This window comes from Streptomyces sp. NPDC056161 (assembly GCF_042268025.1).
In the GTDB taxonomy this organism is placed as follows: Bacteria; Actinomycetota; Actinomycetes; order Streptomycetales; family Streptomycetaceae; genus Streptomyces.
This window is the reverse complement of the sequence record NZ_JBHJUV010000010.1, coordinates 11,530-28,528: the sequence shown is the minus strand read 5'-3', so window position 1 is coordinate 28,528 and position 16,999 is coordinate 11,530. Positions and strand designations below refer to the sequence as shown.

Annotated in this window: 17 protein-coding genes and 1 tRNA gene; 10 read left to right on the top strand and 8 right to left on the bottom strand. The window is 69.4% G+C overall.

Annotated features, from left to right (window positions below):
* Positions 1-147 precede the first annotated feature (147 nt).
* On the top strand, positions 148-879 hold the full coding sequence (locus ACFC09_RS11560; RefSeq protein ID WP_376526028.1) for a DUF4232 domain-containing protein: 732 nt from the start codon (positions 148-150) through the stop codon (positions 877-879).
* A 236-nt stretch (positions 880-1,115) separates the two neighbouring features.
* Here the strand turns inward: ACFC09_RS11560 and ACFC09_RS11555 are convergent, their stop codons facing one another.
* The 3 genes from ACFC09_RS11555 to ACFC09_RS11545 form a co-directional block, all read right to left on the bottom strand.
* Positions 1,116-2,018, bottom strand: coding sequence for a hypothetical protein (locus tag ACFC09_RS11555; RefSeq protein ID WP_376526026.1), 903 nt, complete (start codon positions 2,016-2,018; stop codon positions 1,116-1,118).
* A 3,174-nt stretch (positions 2,019-5,192) separates the two neighbouring features.
* Complete coding sequence (locus tag ACFC09_RS11550; RefSeq protein WP_376526024.1) at positions 5,193-5,402, bottom strand: DUF397 domain-containing protein; 210 nt, start codon at positions 5,400-5,402, stop codon at positions 5,193-5,195.
* Positions 5,399-6,226 carry a helix-turn-helix domain-containing protein gene (locus tag ACFC09_RS11545; protein WP_376526022.1) on the bottom strand — a complete coding sequence of 276 codons (828 nt, stop codon included), beginning with the start codon at positions 6,224-6,226 and terminating at the stop codon, positions 5,399-5,401. Before ACFC09_RS11545 ends, ACFC09_RS11550 begins: the two co-directional genes overlap by 4 nt.
* A gap of 105 nt (positions 6,227-6,331) precedes the next feature.
* On the opposite strand from ACFC09_RS11545, the gene ACFC09_RS11540 reads away from it, so the two are divergent.
* From ACFC09_RS11540 to ACFC09_RS11525, 4 genes are read left to right on the top strand one after another with little or no spacing between them, the layout of a single operon-like run.
* Positions 6,332-6,586 carry a hypothetical protein gene (locus ACFC09_RS11540; RefSeq protein WP_376526020.1) on the top strand — a complete coding sequence of 85 codons (255 nt, stop codon included), beginning with the start codon at positions 6,332-6,334 and terminating at the stop codon, positions 6,584-6,586.
* On the top strand, positions 6,583-7,362 hold the full coding sequence (locus tag ACFC09_RS11535; protein WP_376526018.1) for a hypothetical protein: 780 nt from the start codon (positions 6,583-6,585) through the stop codon (positions 7,360-7,362). The genes ACFC09_RS11540 and ACFC09_RS11535 overlap by 4 nt, the downstream gene beginning before the upstream one ends.
* A complete protein-coding gene (locus tag ACFC09_RS11530) occupies positions 7,359-7,793 on the top strand; it encodes a hypothetical protein (protein ID WP_376526016.1) in 435 nt (144 codons plus the stop codon). Before ACFC09_RS11535 ends, ACFC09_RS11530 begins: the two co-directional genes overlap by 4 nt.
* Positions 7,790-7,969 (top strand): hypothetical protein, encoded by a 180-nt coding sequence (locus tag ACFC09_RS11525; protein WP_376526014.1) that lies wholly within the window; start codon positions 7,790-7,792, stop codon positions 7,967-7,969. Before ACFC09_RS11530 ends, ACFC09_RS11525 begins: the two co-directional genes overlap by 4 nt.
* On the opposite strand, the gene ACFC09_RS11520 is transcribed toward ACFC09_RS11525, so the two are convergent.
* Positions 7,964-9,592 carry an alkaline phosphatase D family protein gene (locus ACFC09_RS11520; RefSeq protein WP_376526012.1) on the bottom strand — a complete coding sequence of 543 codons (1,629 nt, stop codon included), beginning with the start codon at positions 9,590-9,592 and terminating at the stop codon, positions 7,964-7,966. The genes ACFC09_RS11525 and ACFC09_RS11520 overlap by 6 nt on opposite strands.
* Positions 9,593-9,681: 89 nt before the next feature.
* Positions 9,682-10,326: an HNH endonuclease family protein gene (locus ACFC09_RS11515; protein WP_376526010.1), complete on the bottom strand. Its 645-nt coding sequence runs from the start codon at positions 10,324-10,326 to the stop codon at positions 9,682-9,684.
* Positions 10,327-10,708: 382 nt separating this feature from the next.
* Between ACFC09_RS11515 and ACFC09_RS11510 the strand changes: the two genes are divergently transcribed.
* A complete protein-coding gene (locus ACFC09_RS11510) occupies positions 10,709-11,287 on the top strand; it encodes a TMEM165/GDT1 family protein (RefSeq protein WP_376526009.1) in 579 nt (192 codons plus the stop codon).
* Positions 11,288-11,640: 353 nt separating this feature from the next.
* Positions 11,641-12,297 carry an HAD-IA family hydrolase gene (locus tag ACFC09_RS11505; RefSeq protein WP_376526007.1) on the top strand — a complete coding sequence of 219 codons (657 nt, stop codon included), beginning with the start codon at positions 11,641-11,643 and terminating at the stop codon, positions 12,295-12,297.
* Between the two features lie 76 nt (positions 12,298-12,373).
* Here ACFC09_RS11505 and ACFC09_RS11500 read toward each other — a convergent pair whose 3' ends face one another.
* On the bottom strand, positions 12,374-13,246 hold the full coding sequence (locus ACFC09_RS11500) for a ketopantoate reductase family protein (RefSeq protein WP_376526005.1): 873 nt from the start codon (positions 13,244-13,246) through the stop codon (positions 12,374-12,376).
* Between the two features lie 70 nt (positions 13,247-13,316).
* On the opposite strand from ACFC09_RS11500, the gene ACFC09_RS11495 reads away from it, so the two are divergent.
* Complete coding sequence (locus tag ACFC09_RS11495) at positions 13,317-13,946, top strand: TetR/AcrR family transcriptional regulator (protein ID WP_376526004.1); 630 nt, start codon at positions 13,317-13,319, stop codon at positions 13,944-13,946.
* A 195-nt stretch (positions 13,947-14,141) separates the two neighbouring features.
* On the opposite strand, the gene ACFC09_RS11490 is transcribed toward ACFC09_RS11495, so the two are convergent.
* On the bottom strand, positions 14,142-14,357 hold the full coding sequence (locus ACFC09_RS11490) for a hypothetical protein (RefSeq protein WP_376526002.1): 216 nt from the start codon (positions 14,355-14,357) through the stop codon (positions 14,142-14,144).
* 117 nt (positions 14,358-14,474) lie between these two features.
* Positions 14,475-14,546: transfer RNA gene (locus tag ACFC09_RS11485), tRNA-Val, on the bottom strand.
* A gap of 186 nt (positions 14,547-14,732) precedes the next feature.
* Between ACFC09_RS11485 and ACFC09_RS11480 the strand changes: the two genes are divergently transcribed.
* Both ACFC09_RS11480 and ACFC09_RS11475 read left to right on the top strand, forming a co-directional pair.
* Positions 14,733-15,503 carry a DUF4097 family beta strand repeat-containing protein gene (locus ACFC09_RS11480; protein ID WP_376526000.1) on the top strand — a complete coding sequence of 257 codons (771 nt, stop codon included), beginning with the start codon at positions 14,733-14,735 and terminating at the stop codon, positions 15,501-15,503.
* 74 nt (positions 15,504-15,577) lie between these two features.
* Complete coding sequence (locus ACFC09_RS11475) at positions 15,578-16,969, top strand: hypothetical protein (protein WP_376525998.1); 1,392 nt, start codon at positions 15,578-15,580, stop codon at positions 16,967-16,969.
* Positions 16,970-16,999 lie beyond the last annotated feature (30 nt).

Sequence of the window (16,999 nt, the reverse complement as noted above, 5' to 3'; positions counted from 1 at the left end):
TCGTCGTGTCATAGGCGTGTGACAGCGGCGTCATGGACGCGAGACGGCACGAACTCGCGGGCCGGAGCGGTCATCAAGAGGACTGCAAGAACGCGGCACCGAGCACCGGGCTGCCCGCGTCCGTCGCCCCGGAAGGAAACCGCCGTGATGAACCATCGTCAGCGCACCGCCCTCGCCGCGACCGTCGCGCTCGGCGCGAGCCTGCTGATGACCGCGTGTGAGGGCGGTAACACATCGTCGGCGCCGACCGGTTCGTCGTCCGGCGTGGCCGCCGCCTCGGGATCCTCCGCGACCTCGGGCCAGGCCGGCACCTCGGCGCCCGGCAGCGCCGGAAACAGCGGTTCCGGCGGTTCGGCGTCCTCCGGCGGCAAGACCGCGGGAAGCGGCTCGTCGGACAGTTCCGGTACGGACAGTTCCGGTACGGACAGTTCCGGTACGGACGGCGTCGACACCGCCGGGGACAAGACCGGCTACGGGCAGGAGTGCGGTACGAACGACATCTCCTGGAGCGCGACCACCGAGACCCAGGCCGGTGGCTACTTCCTGATCAAGGCCATGGCCAAGCCCGGTATCACCTGCGTCATCCCCGCCCGGTTGCCGGTCGTGGCCTTCGGCTCGGACGGTACGCGGGCCGAACCCGCCGAGCAGTCCGCGGGCCGGCCGATCACGCTGAAGGCAGGGGCCGCCGCCTACGCCGCCGTGAACCCGAAGACCACCCACAACAACAACGGCGTGGAGTACCAGGACCTCATCGTCAGCGTCGCGCAGGACGACCCGAACCCGGAGTCCCTGAACGTCGGCTCCTTCGTCGCGGACAAGCCGGTCGTCAGCAGCTGGCACACGTCCGCCGCCGAGTCGTACGCCATCTTCACGAACTGAGGCAGTTTTGCACGCGGACACTCCGCACTCCGGGATTCGTACCGCCGCGCACCCGTTGCAGACGGCGCGGGCGGTCGGACGCCCGCCACTGCCGACCCGGCCACAGCCGAGAGCCCCGCCGCACTTCCTTCATCGGCGGATGCGGGCGGGGCTTTCGCCTGCGTGACGCGGGTAGATCGCATGGACACGCCAGACGGACGCCCGTGCGGGAAAGACAACACGGGCCCCGTGCACCTTCACTTGCTCAGGCCGCCCCGCGAGGGTCCAATGCCGTGGCGATGGGATTGGCCGGGGACGACATTCGACTGGGACGGCCGAGATTGCGATCCGCGAGACCCGATATTCAGAGACGCCAGCGCTCGCGCCACTCTTGAGTTTGAATTCTGGCCGGTGGGCCGGGGATTCCTTACTTGCGATGTGGACTGCCTCTCGGACTGCGGGGCAGCGGTCTGCGCTACTGCCGACTGTTCGACTGCGCCTCGTGCAGCCGCGCCGGCAAACCGTCTCTCAACCTTCGTCCACTCGCCGAGAGCAATGCGAACCGCAGAAAACGCCCCATTGAAATCCTCAAGCCTGCTTTTGTCCTGCGGGTGCGCGAGCACACGATCCGCGGTGAATTTGAAGACAGGCAGGGCACTGAGGTAATTCTCATACGTCTGCCGATCCTGGCCACTATGCCCGTTACTTGCCAGCAGCCTTTTGAAGTTCTTCTCAGCCGCCTCCCCCCAATCAGCACAGAGGTCTGATGCATCGAGTCTCCCGTCGGGCACCGTTTTCGCCGGCATCCCGGACTGTGGGGTCGCGGTCTGCGCTACTGCCGATCGCTCGACTGCGCCCCGTGCAGCCGCGTCGTACTCTTGATAGAACCGTTTATCAACCTCCATCCACTCACCGAAAGCATGGTGAGCCGCAGAAAACGTCTCATTGAAAGCCTCAAGCCTGCCGCCCTTCTGCGGATCTATTCTCACAGAACCCGTAGCGGAATAGAAGGCATGCAGGGAAGTCAGGTAATTCTCATACGCCCGCCGCGCTTCTTCACCAAGTCCCATCACATCACGAGACACATTTCCGGAATTGTAATCCCGGGCACGCTGCTCGCGACTTTCAAACAGCCTTGTGAAATTATTCTCAGCTGCCATCCTCCAATCATCGAAGAGATCTGGTGCATCGGATCTCCAGTCAGAAACCATTTTCGCTGGGTCTCCTATGTATTGCCGTCGGCGGAGACCAGAGAAGTGCCGCGCCTACCACCCGCAGCTCGGGCCCGCCGACCCCGTGTGAACCTCGCACAGGGGACAACGTCTCGGCGAGGGGACCGGTTCAACCGGCCGGCGGGGCAGCCGTCTTGATGCGCGACCGTTTCACGGGCGGGTCCGTGCGCTGCCGAGTCGATGGCATGGATCCGTCAGACGGTCGGGCGGACGCCCGTGAAGAGAAGAAAACGCGGACCCCGCACCACTTCATCTTCACCTGCTCGGTCCGTTCCGCGAGGATCTACTCTGGGCGCCATTCGGCGAGTACCTCGGAGATCCCGGTCCTTGAGGTCCTGCACGCCGCGCATTACCTTGACCCGCACCCAACTCACCCGGGGACGGTTGCCCATCCCCACCACGTGGGCCGGATTGCGGATCCTGACGTGCATGCCTGGCCACATCGACGTTCGCACCGAACGTGGTTGGTATAAATATAGGTCTGGGTACTGAAGCCAGGTGGGGGAAATTACTGCCTGGGTCCCGTACCAGACCAGTTCGGTGCAACCGGTCCCTGATCGCCCGCGGAACCCCTCGCATGCCGTTTTCCGCCAAGTTATGGATTACTTGACCCAGATTGTATGCCGTGTTACCGTCAAGCGAAACGAAATGATTCTCAAGCGGTCCATAGAGACGCCCCGAAGAATCATAGTTCCCTTCATTATTCAGGTACCTGTCCAGCGCCTCCCCCATTAGGAGCCAAGTCTGCGCTGCTTGCTCCGCATTCGGTGCTTGCTGCGCGGGACGCTGCCGGGGTCGTGCGGCCGCGGCTTGTACTCCTGCCGCCGGCTGGGCCGCGTCCCGAAGATCCAGAGTCTTTTGCATCGCTTCGTGGAACGCTGTCGCATGAGACACCCACTTGTCGCGGGCTTCCTTATGCCGATGCACAGCGTTTTCGTATTCCCCGTGCCACTCCGGATCATCACGCCATGCCACCTCGGCACCACGGAGTTGCCGTTCGGTCGACTTGTAAGTTCTTTCCGCCTCTTTTGCGGCTTCGCACAGTCGCTCCAATTCGCGAGACCAATTGTCGCGGAGGTGACCCTCGTAGTGCCGCTGGAGAGTTCTCATCCGCCGCGGACTACCAGTTTCTGACTGCCCGGAACTGATGAAATCAGTGGAACTGTCGTCGTAATCCATTTTCCCTGGCTCTCCTTATTCATGACGCCGACGGCGTTGGCGCGCGGTCGACGCCAAGGCCGCTACCCCGCCGGGCCCATGACTGTCTTCACCTGTTTGCGGAATATCCGTTCGGTGCGTTCCGCGCGAATCCACCGTTGCCGGGGGGACTGTAGGGCCGGCCGGGGGCGCCATTCTGCCGGGGCAACCGGTCAGCCGCGGGTCGGCCCTGACCGGCGTTCCTGGCCACGGCGGCGTTCACGGCCAGCATGCCGTTTTGCGCCCCCGTACGTTGCTGACGGCCAGTTACGGGACGTGGTGGAAACGTTCGCCCAAAGGGAAGGTTGCTGTCTACGTCCAACGCCAGGCCATTTACGTGCAGTCGGTTCCTGATCTCCTGCGGAACATCTCGCACGCCCCAAGACTGGAAGTGAGAGATTCTTATGCCCAGAGGGTACTCTTCACCGTTGTCCAGCGTCTCCGTATGATGTGCGGGCACTGCATAGTAGGTACGCCGAGGAAATCTATCGCGGTCTCCGCGAATTTCGACGTAGTTACTTTGATTTTCCAAGTAAAGCTCTAGGGCCTCACTGAGTCCGGGCAGACCATGCGCATTTACTTGCCCACTCGCATTCGCTTGCCTGCTGTTCCCGGCCGGAAATCCATCCATCATCCCGTCAGATTCAACCCTGTGAGGCATGGTCATCGCTCTCCTTCCGATTCTCTGGTTCATCAATTATCCGAATTCGGGATGATGGCGAAACCGGGGATGTGTCGCGCGTGCCGCTCCGCAGCTCGGGCCTGCCAACTCCGTATGGACCTTGCTCTGGGGACAACGTCTCGGCGAGGGGGCTGGTTCAACCGGCCCGGCGGGGCAGCCGTCCCGGCGTGCGACCGTGTCATGGAGTGGGCGGGGCCAGGGAGCCGCAGCACCGCGAAAGCCCCACCGATGCCCCGCTCCGCGCTCGGTGGGGCTTTCGCGGTCGCGGTACCGGCTCAAGCAGGTGCCGAAGCCCCTGTCCAGGAAGGCTCTTTCACATGCTCGGGCCGCTCGGCCTGTTCTGCTGCGATCCATGGCGGCGGTGATAAGGCCGATCGTGGGCGCCATGCGACTGGTGCGACGGAGATCGCGATCCGCTGGCAACGGAATCTTGAGCCGCCAGACTTCGCGCCACTCCCCACTGCCACTGCTCTATCCGTTGCGTGTTGGACTCCATGTAATTCTGGTAGGCGGCAAGCTGGGCGGGTTGCCACTGATTGTATTCGGCCGCAGCGCGTGCAGCTTCCTGCCGATCCCAATAATTCAGAGTGCCCTTCACTGCTTGCTGGTACCGCGTCCCGAGACTCACCCACGCGTCAGTATTTCTCTTATGCCGACTCACTACTGCTTGGTAACCCCGCTCCAAATTCCGCGACCGCTTATCCTTATTCCATGCCTTGAAGGCTTCCTTGATTTCCTGTTCGGTCGACCTGAAATTCTCCATCGCCCGCCTTGAATCTTCGCGCATGCTTGCGATGTGGGGAGACATATTATCGCGAAGGTAAGGCCAGTATTGATGCCCTTTATTATATCCCCACAGCTCGTCGAGTTTGGCTAGCCCAGTCAACTGGTCCGGGGTGTAATATATTCTCCCGGAGTCGTTGGAATCATGGAAGCTTCGGCCGCCAGAGCCCATTTCTGCTGGCTCTCCTTTTTGTTGACGCCGACGGACACCGGGGAAGTGCCGCGTATGCCACCCGCAACTCGGGTCCGCCGACTCCGCGTGAATCTTGTACAGGGGACAACGCCCTGGCGAGGGGGCTGGTTCAACTCGGCCCGGAACGCAGCCGACTTGGCACGCGACCGCGCCGAGGAGACAGCGGGACCAGGGAACCGCAGCAACCCGAAAAGCCCCACCGACGCCCGACTTCGGGCGCGGCGGGGCTTCCGTGGTGGCGGCTGGGTCAGACGGTGCCGAAGTCTCCGGCCTTGACACCCACCACGAAGGAGGCGAACGCGGCAGCGGGGAGGCTCAGCACCGGACCGTCCTGGTTCTTGGAGTCGCGGACGGGGACCAGGCCGCGAGCGGCGACGAGGTTGGCGGCGACCTCTATGCAGGCGCCGCCGTTTTCACTGTACGAGGACGTGAACCAACGCGGGTTTTCGGTCGTCACGAGGTGTCCCTTCCTGACTGACTGATCATGGCCACAGATTCAGCCTGCGAGCGGGCTTCGGCCTGTAGTTGATGGTATGTCGTCAGTATCGGTAGTACGAACGTGCTATCCCGTTCGAGATGACCCCGATGGGCGGACTCGGCGTACGACACGAGCGAGCGGTCTGGCAGCGTCAGGATGTAGAGCGGCAGGCTGACCGGACGGCGTGCGCCCATGCTGAACGGGGCAACCTGGAGCACCGTGTTCGGCTGATCGGCGAACTCAAGCAGGCGCTCGAACTGAGCCTTCATGACGGCCGGTTCGCCGACAGTGCGACGGATGCAGCTTTCGTCCAGCACCACGAAGATCAGAGGTGGACGCGTCCGGACGAGCGAGGCTTGCCGCGACGCGACGAGCGCCAACCGCTTCTCCGCCTGCTCACTGGTGATGGTCCCCCGCTTTACATCGCCCTGGGCGAGCACGGCCGCGTACTCCGGAGTCTGGAGCAGACCGGGGACGACACCGACCTCGTACACCCGGATCTCCGCCGCACGCCCCTCGTACTCGACGAACTGCGGGAAGCCCTCCAGCAGTGCAGTCTGCCGGACCGCGCCGCACTGTCGTTCCAGCCGAGTACCCGTACCCAGTGCCTTGTCCGCGCTACGCGCGAAGTGGGGAGTTGGAGAGCGGCGACCGGTTTCGACGGCAGAAATATGCGTCCCGGAGTAGCCCGAGTGTTCCCCCAGTTCGTCCTGGGTCCAGCCGCGCTCGTCTCGTAACGCGCGTAAGAGCTGACCGAAAGCAGCCTTGGGCGACCTTTCGGGGTCCAATTCTTTCCTGTTCAACGACTGCGGCCCACCCTCCGTGCAGATGACGCAAGTTGAAGACGTCCACACTGTAGGTCACGCTGATTTCCCTTGGTAGTGGATTCGCTACGGAGAGGAGTTGTCGTGTCCGTCAAGAACGACCCCAACCAGCCACAAATCCCCCCACACGCACCCCCCACTGGCACTCTCATGGTGGACGCGGACGAACAAGTCGGCGAATTTCGAGGTGAGTTGGGTGGGCTCTGGTATCTGCGCGCCGTAACAGGCGGGCGGGAGTGGACCGTTGCCCCGGCCGATGCGCACCCGGCCAGCCCCGCGCAGCGGCTGCGCGCCGAGACCGCCCGCGCCAACGCCCGCAGCCGGGGTGAGGTGCTGTGACCGCTGCGGCCCGTTACCAGGCGGAGGTGCGGGCCACGGGCCCGGTGTTCGGTGCTGCCGGGACCACGCAGTACAGCCTCGGCACCTCCCTGACCGCCTCCCCGGAACTCGCGCTGCGCTGGCTGCGCGGCGAAGCCCTGCGGATCGCGGACCGGCTCGATCCCGATCCGCAGCACTCGGCGTGGGTGCGGCCGGCGATGCGCACGGCGCCCGTACCCGTGCCCGACTGCCCCGCCGAACTCCGCGCCTGGGCCACCGACCCCACCGAGCAGCGCGCCGCACACGAGCAGATCAGGGCCGGGCGCGCGCTGGCCGTCCGGATCCCCGACGCGGGCTGCACCTTCACCCTCTCCGTCCGGCCCGCCGACACCCCGGCCCCCGCCAGGAGAGCCGCCGCACGCCAGGCCGCCCGGGACGACAAGGACACCATCGTCGAACGCTACCGGGCCCGTGAGCCGCTGGCCCGGATCGCCGAAGCGTACGGCGTCACCCCCCACTGGCTCGCCCTCCGCCTCGACGAATGGGGCGTCCCGCGCCGCCAGCGCTACGAGGCCCACCTGCACCGCCGCCCCGCCCACCGCCTCTTCCGCGGTCGCACGCCCCGCCGCACGACAACCGAAGTACAGGCCGCACAAGCCGAGTTCACCGACCACCGCACCGACGTGACCACCCGCTACCAGGACGGCGAGTCCATCACCTCCCTCGCCCGCTCCTTCCAGGTCAACCACACCTGGGTCGCGGAACGCCTGGCCGACTGGGGCGTACCCCGCCGATGACCCACAGCACCGCCACGACCATCCGCGACACCGTCGCCCGCGCCTTCTCCCGGACGCTCTCCGTCCTCACCCCCCGCCGCCCCCGCCGCCGTCGGCCCGGCCGCCACAGCGCCCGCTACCTCCTCACCGCCGTACCGCCCCCCGCCCCTCCGCAACCCCCCGACCAGAGTCCCAGGGCGTACGCCTGGTCCACACCCGTCCCCGACCACGTCCGCGCCCGCCGCGCCCCCCTGCGCGGTGAGGAAACACGCCTCGTACGCCCCTACGTCCGCACCGAAACGACGCCCCGCCACTCGGCCGTCACCCGGGAACGACGACGCGCCGCAGCCCTCGCCGCGCTCGGCGTCGACTACCCCTACACCTACGAAGGCGCCCCTTTCCCCCTCTCCGCGTTCACCCCCACCCGCACCGCCGCGGAGGCGACCGCATGACCCACCAGGCACCCGAGAACAGGACCCCGGCCCGGGTCCGGGTCTGCGCACGCTGCCTGCGCGAGACCACCGAAGCCGTACTCGTCGAGTGGATCGACACCGGAAGCGGACCCGGTGTCGAGGTATGGACCTGTCCGGCCCATGTGAAGGGCTATGCCCCCGGCCACCCCTCATGACCCCGTGAGGGCGGACTCCTGCACGGTCGTCAGCTTCCCGTCCCGGCGGGCCCGCTCCAGCCGCAGCCGGGCCGAACGCCCGGTCAGCGTCAGCGTCATGAGCTGGTTGCCGAACCACGGGCCGCCCGTCCTGCGCCAGTCCACCGGCGGCCTGGGACAGCGGCCGTGCCGGGCGAACCGGCGGCCCAGGACACGCGCCGCCGCGCTCCAGCCGAAACGGAAACCGAGCCGGATCGAGAGCGGGATGGAGTTGTGCACCGGGGAGCAGGTGAGCTGGAGGACCCGGGCGTCGGGCGGGCCGGCGGGCCAGGACGGCTCGGCGACGTACGCGTGGTGGACGTCCCCGGACAGGACGAGGGCCGTCGCCGGTGCCCCGGGTCCGGAACCGGCCTCGGCGAGCAGCGCGGCCAGGGCGGCGAAGGAGTCCGGGAAGGCCGCCCAGTGCTCCAGGTCGGCCCGGCGGCGCAGGTCCTCGCCGAACCGCGCCCAGCGCGGCCCGCGTTCGCCCCGGCACAGCGCCGCGTCCCAGGTCTCGGCGTCGTGCACCAGGTGCGGCAGCAGCCAGGGCAGCGAGCTGCCGATCAACAGGTGGTCGCAGGAGCCCCGGTCGGCCAGCGCCTGGTCGCGCAGCCAGGCCGCCTCGCCGGGGTCCAGCATCGCGCGGCCGTTCTCGTCGAGCACCCGGGCGGCCCGGGTGTCCACCATCAGCAGCCGGACCCGGCCGAAGTCACGGCGGTAACTCCAGCGCACCGACGCGGGATCGGCGTCCGCCTCGGCGGCGAAGGCGCGCAGCAGGTCGGTGCCGTCGGGGGTCTCGCGCACGGCGGCGTACAGCGGGTCGGCGGCGAGTTCGGCCGGGGACAGGTTGCCGAGGTGCTGGTGCACCCAGTACGACATCAGGCCGCTCAGCAGCCGCTCGCGCCACCAGTCGGTGGCCCGCATGTCGGCGAGCCAGGCGGCCGAGGTGTTCCAGTCGTCGATCACGTCGTGGTCGTCGAAGATCATGCAACTGGGCACGGTGGACAGCAGCCAGCGCACCTCGGGGTCGAGCCAGGACTCGTAGTAGAGCCAGGTGTACTCCTCGTAGTCGGCGACCTCGCTGCCCGGGGGATCGTCCAGGCCGCGGCGGGCGGCGATGCGGCGGCGGATCGCGCCGGAGGTCTCGTCGGCGTACACCTGGTCGCCGAGCAGCAGCAGGACGTCGGGCCGCTCGGCGTCGGGGGCGGCGGCCAGTCGGAGGGCGAGCGAGTTCAGGGCGTCGGGGCCGACCCGGTCGTGCCCGTCGGCGGGGGGCGCGGCCCAGCGGCAGGAACCGAACGCCATGCGCACGGTGTCGTCGGCGGCGGGCGTGCGGATGACCGAGGGCGGGAAGGGCGAGTCGGGCAGCGGCCACACGCGGGTGTCGTCCAGGAACACCTCGTACTCCGGTGCCGTGCCCGGGGTCAGGCCGGTCACCGGGACCAAGGCGTAGTGGTGGCCCGCGACCTGGAAGGTGCGGGCCGTGCCGCCCGCGCCGTCGGGGCAGCGCACCTCGGCCGTGCACGGGCGGCTCGCCTCCACCCAGACGGTCGCCGACGAGCCGTCGGCGTACCTCAGCAGTGGTCCCAGGCGCAGTTCGGTCACGATCACCCTCCTCCGTCGTCCCGTACGGTACGGAACGACGGAGGCCGGTGCGGAGCGGTTCCGGTGATCGGCAGCCGCCGGGGCGGAGATCAGCAGCCGCTGAGGTAGTTGGTGAGCGCGCTCTTCTCGGCGGAGTCCACGGAGAGGTTGTAGTAGTACTTCACCTGGACCCAGGCACGGACGTACGTGCAGCGGTAGGCGGTACGGGACGGCACCCAGGTGGCCGGGTCCTGGTCGCCCTTCGCCTGGTTCACGTTGTCGGTGACGGCGATGAGCTGCGGACGGGTCAGGTCGTTGGCGAACGCCTGGCGCTGGGCGGTGGTCCACTTGCTCGCGCCGGAGTCCCATGCCTCGGCGAGCGGGACGAGGTGGTCGATGTCGAGGTCGGAGGCGGCGGTCCAGGTGGCGCCGTCGTACTGGGAGTACCAGCTGCCGCTGGTGGCGGCGCAGGAGGAGTCGGTGACGACGTTCGAGCCGTCGCGCTTGAGGACCGTCTCGCGGGTGTTGCAGGCGCCGCTGATGGTGATCCAGTGGGGGAAGAGGTCGCGGTCGTAGCCGGTGCGGTTCTCGGTGGCCACGGTGAGCTGGGCGAGGTAGCTGCGGGCGGTGGCGCCGCTGACCGGGGTGGGGAGCGCGGCGGAGGCGGCCGGGGAGTTGAAAAGCGCGACGGAGGCTATGAGAGCGGTGAGTGCGCCGAGTATGCTGATCTGTCGACGCGCGTAGAACCTGGGCATGCGAACTCCCTTGAGGGGTGGGGATGTTGGAGCGCGAGCGAAGGAATGCTCGCGGCCCGGCGTTGCGCTCGGGTGTGCGCCCGGTAAGAAGTTAGTGACGCGTACATGACACGACAAGGTTTACGGTCGAACTTTTCCTCGCGTACGATGACTGGCGCGAAGGGGAGTAGCTCTACGCCGGGGTCGTCGACACACTGCTCAGCTCGTCCGAGCCGGCGCCCGGAGGCGGACCTCGGAGACGGGGCCGGCCAGCGAGACCTTCGGCAAGCAGTGCACGCCCGTGCCCGACGGCACGGGTACCACGTGGACTGCCGTGCCGGGGTGTCGTGATCGCGAAGCAGGAACACTCTCGGCGGGGCGGCCCCCGACCGATTGAGGAACCTTGATCAGCATCACCGTGACGGCGCTCGTCTTCGGCGTCATCTTCCTCGCCGAGCTACCGGACAAGACCGCGCTGGCCGGCCTCGTCCTCGGCACCCGCTACCGTGCCTCGTACGTCTTCGCGGGCGTCGCCGCCGCCTTCACCCTGCACGTCGTGCTGGCCGTCGCGGCGGGCAGCGTGCTCACCCTGCTGCCGCACCAGATCGTCCAGGCGCTGACCGGTGTCCTCTTCCTCGGCGGCGCGGCGGTACTGCTGCTGAAGAAGGACGACGGCGAGGAGGACATCCGGCAGCCGGAGAACCAGTCCTTCTGGAAGGTCGCCGGGACGGGCTTCATGCTCATCCTGGTCGCCGAGTTCGGCGACCTCACCCAGATCATGACCGCGAACCTCGCGGCCCGTTACGACAACCCGCTCTCCGTCGGCCTGGGCGCGGTGCTGGCGCTGTGGGCCGTGGCCGGGCTCGGCATCGTCGGCGGAAAGGCGCTGATGAAGCGGGTGCCGCTGACGCTGATCACACGGATCGCGGCCGTGCTGATGCTGGCGCTGGGCGTGTGGAGCCTGTGGGAGGCGGTGGCCTGACGACGGCGGATCCCGGGGCGGCGGGCCCGCTGCCGCCGGGCCGCCGACGCGGGCGCGATGACGTCGGACGAACTGAACGTCCGGTGAACGCTCGCGGGGGGTGCTGGCGAGACACCGGATCGGTTTTGTACCGTAGACAAACAAAGTGGCTCCCGTCCGCTTCCCCTGACCGGCGGGCGGGGCCGCCTTGTGCCACCGGGGGTCCGATCGTCCGGGGTCGTCCGGGGTCGTCCGGGGTGTCCTCCGGAACCTCCGGGGCGACCTCACGGAACCTCGTCCGTTCCGGGGCCCGTCCCCCTCGATCTTCCGTCCCGACCTTCCGTCCCGACCTTCCGTCCCGCTTGGAGCCGTCGATGCCGTCCACCGTCCTCACCGCCCGCGCCCTGCTGCTCGACATGGACGGCACGCTGGTCAACTCCAACGCCGTCGTCGAACGCATCTGGCGCCGCTGGGCCGAGCGGAACGGCCTGGACGGCGACGAGGTGATGAAGGTCGCGCACGGGCGGCAGGGGCACGCCTCGATGGCCCTGCTGCTGCCCGACCGGTCCGTCGAGCAGAACCTCACCGACAACGCCCGCATGCTGGCGGAGGAGACCGCCGACGTGGCGGGTGTCATCGAGGTCCCCGGCGCGGGCGCCTTCCTGCGGGCCCTGCGCGGGCTGCCGCACGCCCTCGTGACCTCGGCCGACGTCGCCCTGTCCACGGTGCGGATGGCCGCGGCGGGGCTGGACCTGCCGGAGCTCAGGATCACCGCCGAATCGGTCGGCGCGAGCAAGCCCGACCCGGAGGGCTTCCTGAAGGGTGCCGCGGAACTCGGTGTCGCGCCCGCCGACTGCCTGGTCTTCGAGGACTCCGGCGCCGGCATCGCCGCGGGCCGCGCCGCGGGCATGCGGGTCGTGGGCGTGGGACCGCGCGCCGAGGCGCACGGGCCGGACGTCGTCGTGAACGACCTGACCGGGGTCCGCCCGGAGCGGGCGGCGGACGGCACGATCCGGGTGCACATCGGCTGACCCGGGCGGGGGCCGCAGGTTTTCGCCGCGCCCCTGGACGCTCAGCGGGCTCCCGCAAGGTACGGAGCCGGGACGCTCAGCGGGCTCCCGCAGGGGCACGGAGCTGTTCGGCCAGCCGCTCAAGTTCGGCCGCCGTGGCGGGCGAGAGGTCGCTGAGTCCGCTGTGCACGGCCGTCGGGCTCTTGAGGAAGCGCCGGAGCACGGCCACGAGGAGCCCTCGCGGCAGAGCCCGCAACGCGGCGAACGCGCGCGGTACCGGCGGCGCCTCCAGCGCGGCGAGGTTCTGCCGTATGAGGTGGAGCATGCCGCGGACCGCGTCCGGAGCGTCGGCCAGCGCCACCGGGCCGCCCGCCGCGTGTACCGCCTGACCGAGCGGGACCTCGAACGCGGCGTGCGTCCTGAGCCAGGCATCCATCTGCGGCTCGGCCTTGGCGTTGATCCCGGCGGTACGGAACGTCTCCACGATCCGCTCCAGTCGCGGGGTGGTACGGCCGTCGGGCTCGCCGATCGGCATCGCGACCCGGCGGGTGATGACATTGGTCTTGCGGTAGCGGACCACGTCGCCGTCCATCGTGCCGCCGGCCGCGGGGAAGCCGAGCAGCACCCGCTCGTGGCCGATCACCGCACCCAGCGTCTCCGGGCCGGCTGCCCAGTTGAGCAGGAACAGTACGTCACCTCGGACACCGGCGAGTGATTCCAGCACCGCGTCCACCTGGTGGGTGCGGACGAAGACGGTGATCAGGTCGTACGCGCCGACCGGGTGCCCGATCACCGGTACCGGCACCCGCCTGACAGCCGGGCCGCCTTCCTCGGCGAGCTGCACCCCGTGCCGGCGCAGGGCGGTCAGGCGCTCGCCCCGGGCGAGGAGCGAGACGTCGTGGCCGGCCTCGTGCATGCGGGCGGCGAACAGGCTGCCGCAGACCCCGGCGCCGTACACGAGCAGTTTCATGACAGCCCTCTTTCACACGTTCGTTTGACTCATACGTTCGTTTCATTCAAACATATGTAGAGTCCCTTGTGTGGCGACCCCAGACACCCGCACCCAGATCCTCGACGCGGCCGAGCACCTCTTCGCCGAGCACGGATACCGCGGCACCTCGGTCCGCGCGATCACCACACTCGCCGGAGCGAACCTGGCCGCCGTCGGCTACCACTTCGGCTCGAAGGCGGAGCTGATGGCCGCAGTCGCCCGCCGCGTGAGCGAGCCCGTCAACGCCGCCCAGTGCGCCGGGCTCGACGAACTGCTCGCCCGGACCCCCGACCCATCGGTCGGCGAACTGGTGGAGGCATTCGCGGGGCCGCTGTTCGACGAGATGCCGGCCGACGACGCGGGCGGCGCCCGGAGGTCCCGGCTGATCGTGACGATCCTCAGCGACCCGGCCGAGGAGGCACGCAGCTGGACCGGCCCGGCCGAGAACTCGCTCCGCGAGCGCTACCTCGAAGCCTTCGCGCGCGTACTGCCCGGCCTGTCCCCGGAGGAGCTGTGGTTCCGGATGCGCGGGATCCTTGCCGTGACGGTCGTGGACCGCCTTGAGGCCCACCAGCAGCCCTCCCCCGGCTGCGCGTCCCCGGTAGCGGGCGAGGCGGCCCGGCGATGGGCGATCACGTTCCTGACGGCAGCGATGAGTGCGCCACCGACCCGGACCTGACGACCCGAGGCGGACGCCGACGGCGCGGGTCGGGCGGCGGTGCGTTCCGCGGGCGGGCGGCGGCGGAGCGCGGCCTGCCGGACGGCGGGCGGGCGTAGGCCATGTCGAGCCGCGCAACGTCGGTACCCGGGGGCACGATGGCGTCGATCCCGTCCAGGATCTCGTCGCTGAGGGCGGACCGCAGCGCCGCCCGTGTCAGCGCGTCCACGTGTCGGGGCCGCCGCCCCGCCACTCGATCAGCTCGGACCGGACCACATCCATCTCGTCCCAGCCCTGGAGTCCGGCCTGCTGCATGAACCGGGCGATGTCCTGCACGCTGAACGCCCGTCCCAGGATCTCCCCGTCCACCCGCACCCGCCGCCCGCCGTCCTCGTCGGGCGGATAGATCACCACAGGTCTCGTCCCGGCCATACCCACCACCTTCTCCCGCCGCCCGGAGCGACGCACAGCAGGCGTCATGGAAACGGCCCCCCGAAGATCACTCCGAGGGGCCGCGAAACCCTGGCTGACCAGGGCCTTCTCTACCGGTGGGCGCGGACGGTTTCGAACCGCCGACATCCTGCTTGTAAGGCAGGCGCTCTACCCCTGAGCTACGCACCCGGACGGGTCGACAGCCTACATTGCCCGAGGGGCTGCGCCGCAAACCCGTATCCGGCGAGGTCGTGCGCGCGCGCCGGACGGGGGCTGGCCCCACCTCCGATGCGGTAGTGGGCTGGATCGTGATGGTGCGCGGGGGTGCGTACGGTCGTGGCATCCACAGCGTCCGGCTCAGGGGGAGTCCCAGTCATGACCCGTACCGTTCCCGCCCGTGTGGCCGCCGCCGTCGGCGGCGTCGTGGTGCTCGTCGCCACCGCCACCGCCTGCGGCGGCTCCGCCGCGGACGACAAGAATCCCGAGCACCGCTCCTTCGCGCTGCACGGACGCACCCTCACCGTCGACTCCGACGACTCGTCGCTGGAGATCGTCGCCGCGGACCCGGCCGAGGCCGGCACGGTGAAGGTCACGCGCTGGTTCCACGGGTCGGTCCTGATCGGCAGCGACCCGCGGGTGACCTGGTCGATGAAGGACGACCGGCTGGTGCTGCGGATGAAGTGCTCCGGCATCGTCGCCGACTGCTCGGCCAAGCACCGCGTCGAGGTGCCGCCCGGGATCGCCGTCAAGGTGACGGACGGCGACGGCAGCGTGCGGGCGCAGGGCTTCAAGGACGCGCTGGACATCCGTACGCACGACGGCTCCGTGCACGTCACCGACACCACCGGCCCGCTGGAGCTGCGTACGGACGACGGCTCGGTGCACGCGGAGGTGTCCTCGCCCCGGGTGCGGGCGACCTCCCACGACGGCTCGGTCGACCTCCGGCTGGGCGCCGTGCCCGACCTGGTGGACACCCGCACCGACGACGGCTCCGTCACCATTGGGCTGCCGCACGCCGCGTACCGGGTGACGACCGGCGCTGACGACGGCTCGGTCGACGTGTCCGTGCCGCGCGACGACTCCAGCGCCCACTCGGTCACCGCCCGCACCCACGACGGAAAGATCACGGTGCGAACCGCGAACTGACCGGCCCGTGTGTTCGTCCTTCACGGGTGGGAGAATGACACCACCGAGGACGCGGCGCAGCACGGGAGAGGGATGTGACGGCGACACCGGCGACGACACCATCGCAGCCGTACCCGCCGTTCGCCGGGCCCCGGCGCGGCCCCTCGGCCCTCCGGGACGTCCTCACCCTGGTGGGTCTGCCGCTGTTCGCCGTCCTCGCGGTGCCCGCGGCGTACGCCGGCGGCGGCACCCGGCGCTGGTTCGGCGGGCGGGCGGACGGCCAGCGGGCCCAGGCGCAGGCCGCGAAGGACGCCGCGGCGGCCGCGTTCTACGAACTCGACACGGCCCAGCGTGACCTCAGGATCTCCATCGAGACGATCACGGCCGTGGACAACTCCCCCGCGGCCCGGCGCGCCGTCACCGACTTCGAGGCGATCAGCCGGCGCATCGACGAGGCGAGCCACCGCTACATCGAGGCCGTCGACGCCCACGACCTCGACCGGGACGATCTGGAGGCGTCCGCGGCCTCCCGGGCGCGCGGCGAGCTGACCGCCGCCAAGGAGGAACTGGTCCGCGTCAAGCAGGAGCTGGACCGGTTCGGCGAGGGCCTCGGGCCACTGCTCGGCAAGGCCGAGACCCAACTGGCCCGGATCGCACCCGCCGTGGAGCGGGCCCGGCAGGCGCTGCTCGCCGCCTCGAACGCGCTGGACGCCGTCCGCGGGACCGGGCTGACGGCGGACGACCTCGCCGCCCGGCTCGCCGCCCTCTCCCCCGAGCTGACCAAGCTGAACCAGGGCGCCGGGCAGCACGGGGTGCAGCCGACGCTGGAGCGGGCCGAGCGGGTGGCGCGGGAGGCCGAGGCGATCCGGGCCGAGGCGGAGCGGCTGCCGGAGAAGGCCGCCGAGATCGACCACCGGCTGGTGAGTCTGCGGACCCGCGCACAGGCCCTGACCACCCGGGCCGGACAGGTCGACCCGATCCTGAGCGAGCTGCGCCGCCGTTTCGTGGCGGCCTGCTGGCAGGACCTCCAGCAGGTGCCCGCGCAGGCCGTCGAGAACGTACGGCAGGCCGAGCAGAAGCTGCGGGAGGCGCGGGCCGCCCGGGACGCGCAGCGCTGGTCGGACGCCGGGTCGCTGCTGTCGACCGTACGGGCGCTGCTGAACAGCACGGACGAGGCGGTGTCGGCGGCCGGTGACCGGCTGACCCGGCTGAACGCCGTGCAGAAGGACCCGCAGCAGGAGATCGAGCGGACCCGGTTCGCGATCCGGGACGCGCAGCGGCTGGCCATGACGGGCCGGTCGACCCCGGATCCGCGGGACGCCCGGCCGCTGGACGACTCGGTGGCGCGGCTGGAGCGGGCGATCGGCGCCCTGGAGGGGCGCCACCCCGACTACTGGCACTTCCTGACCGAGACCGAGGCGGTGCGGCAGACGGTGGCGCGCGTGGTCTCCCGCATCCGCGAGGAACGCGGCACGCCCGGCCACTGAGACGAGGCGTTTGCCGGTGGGGCCGGCTGG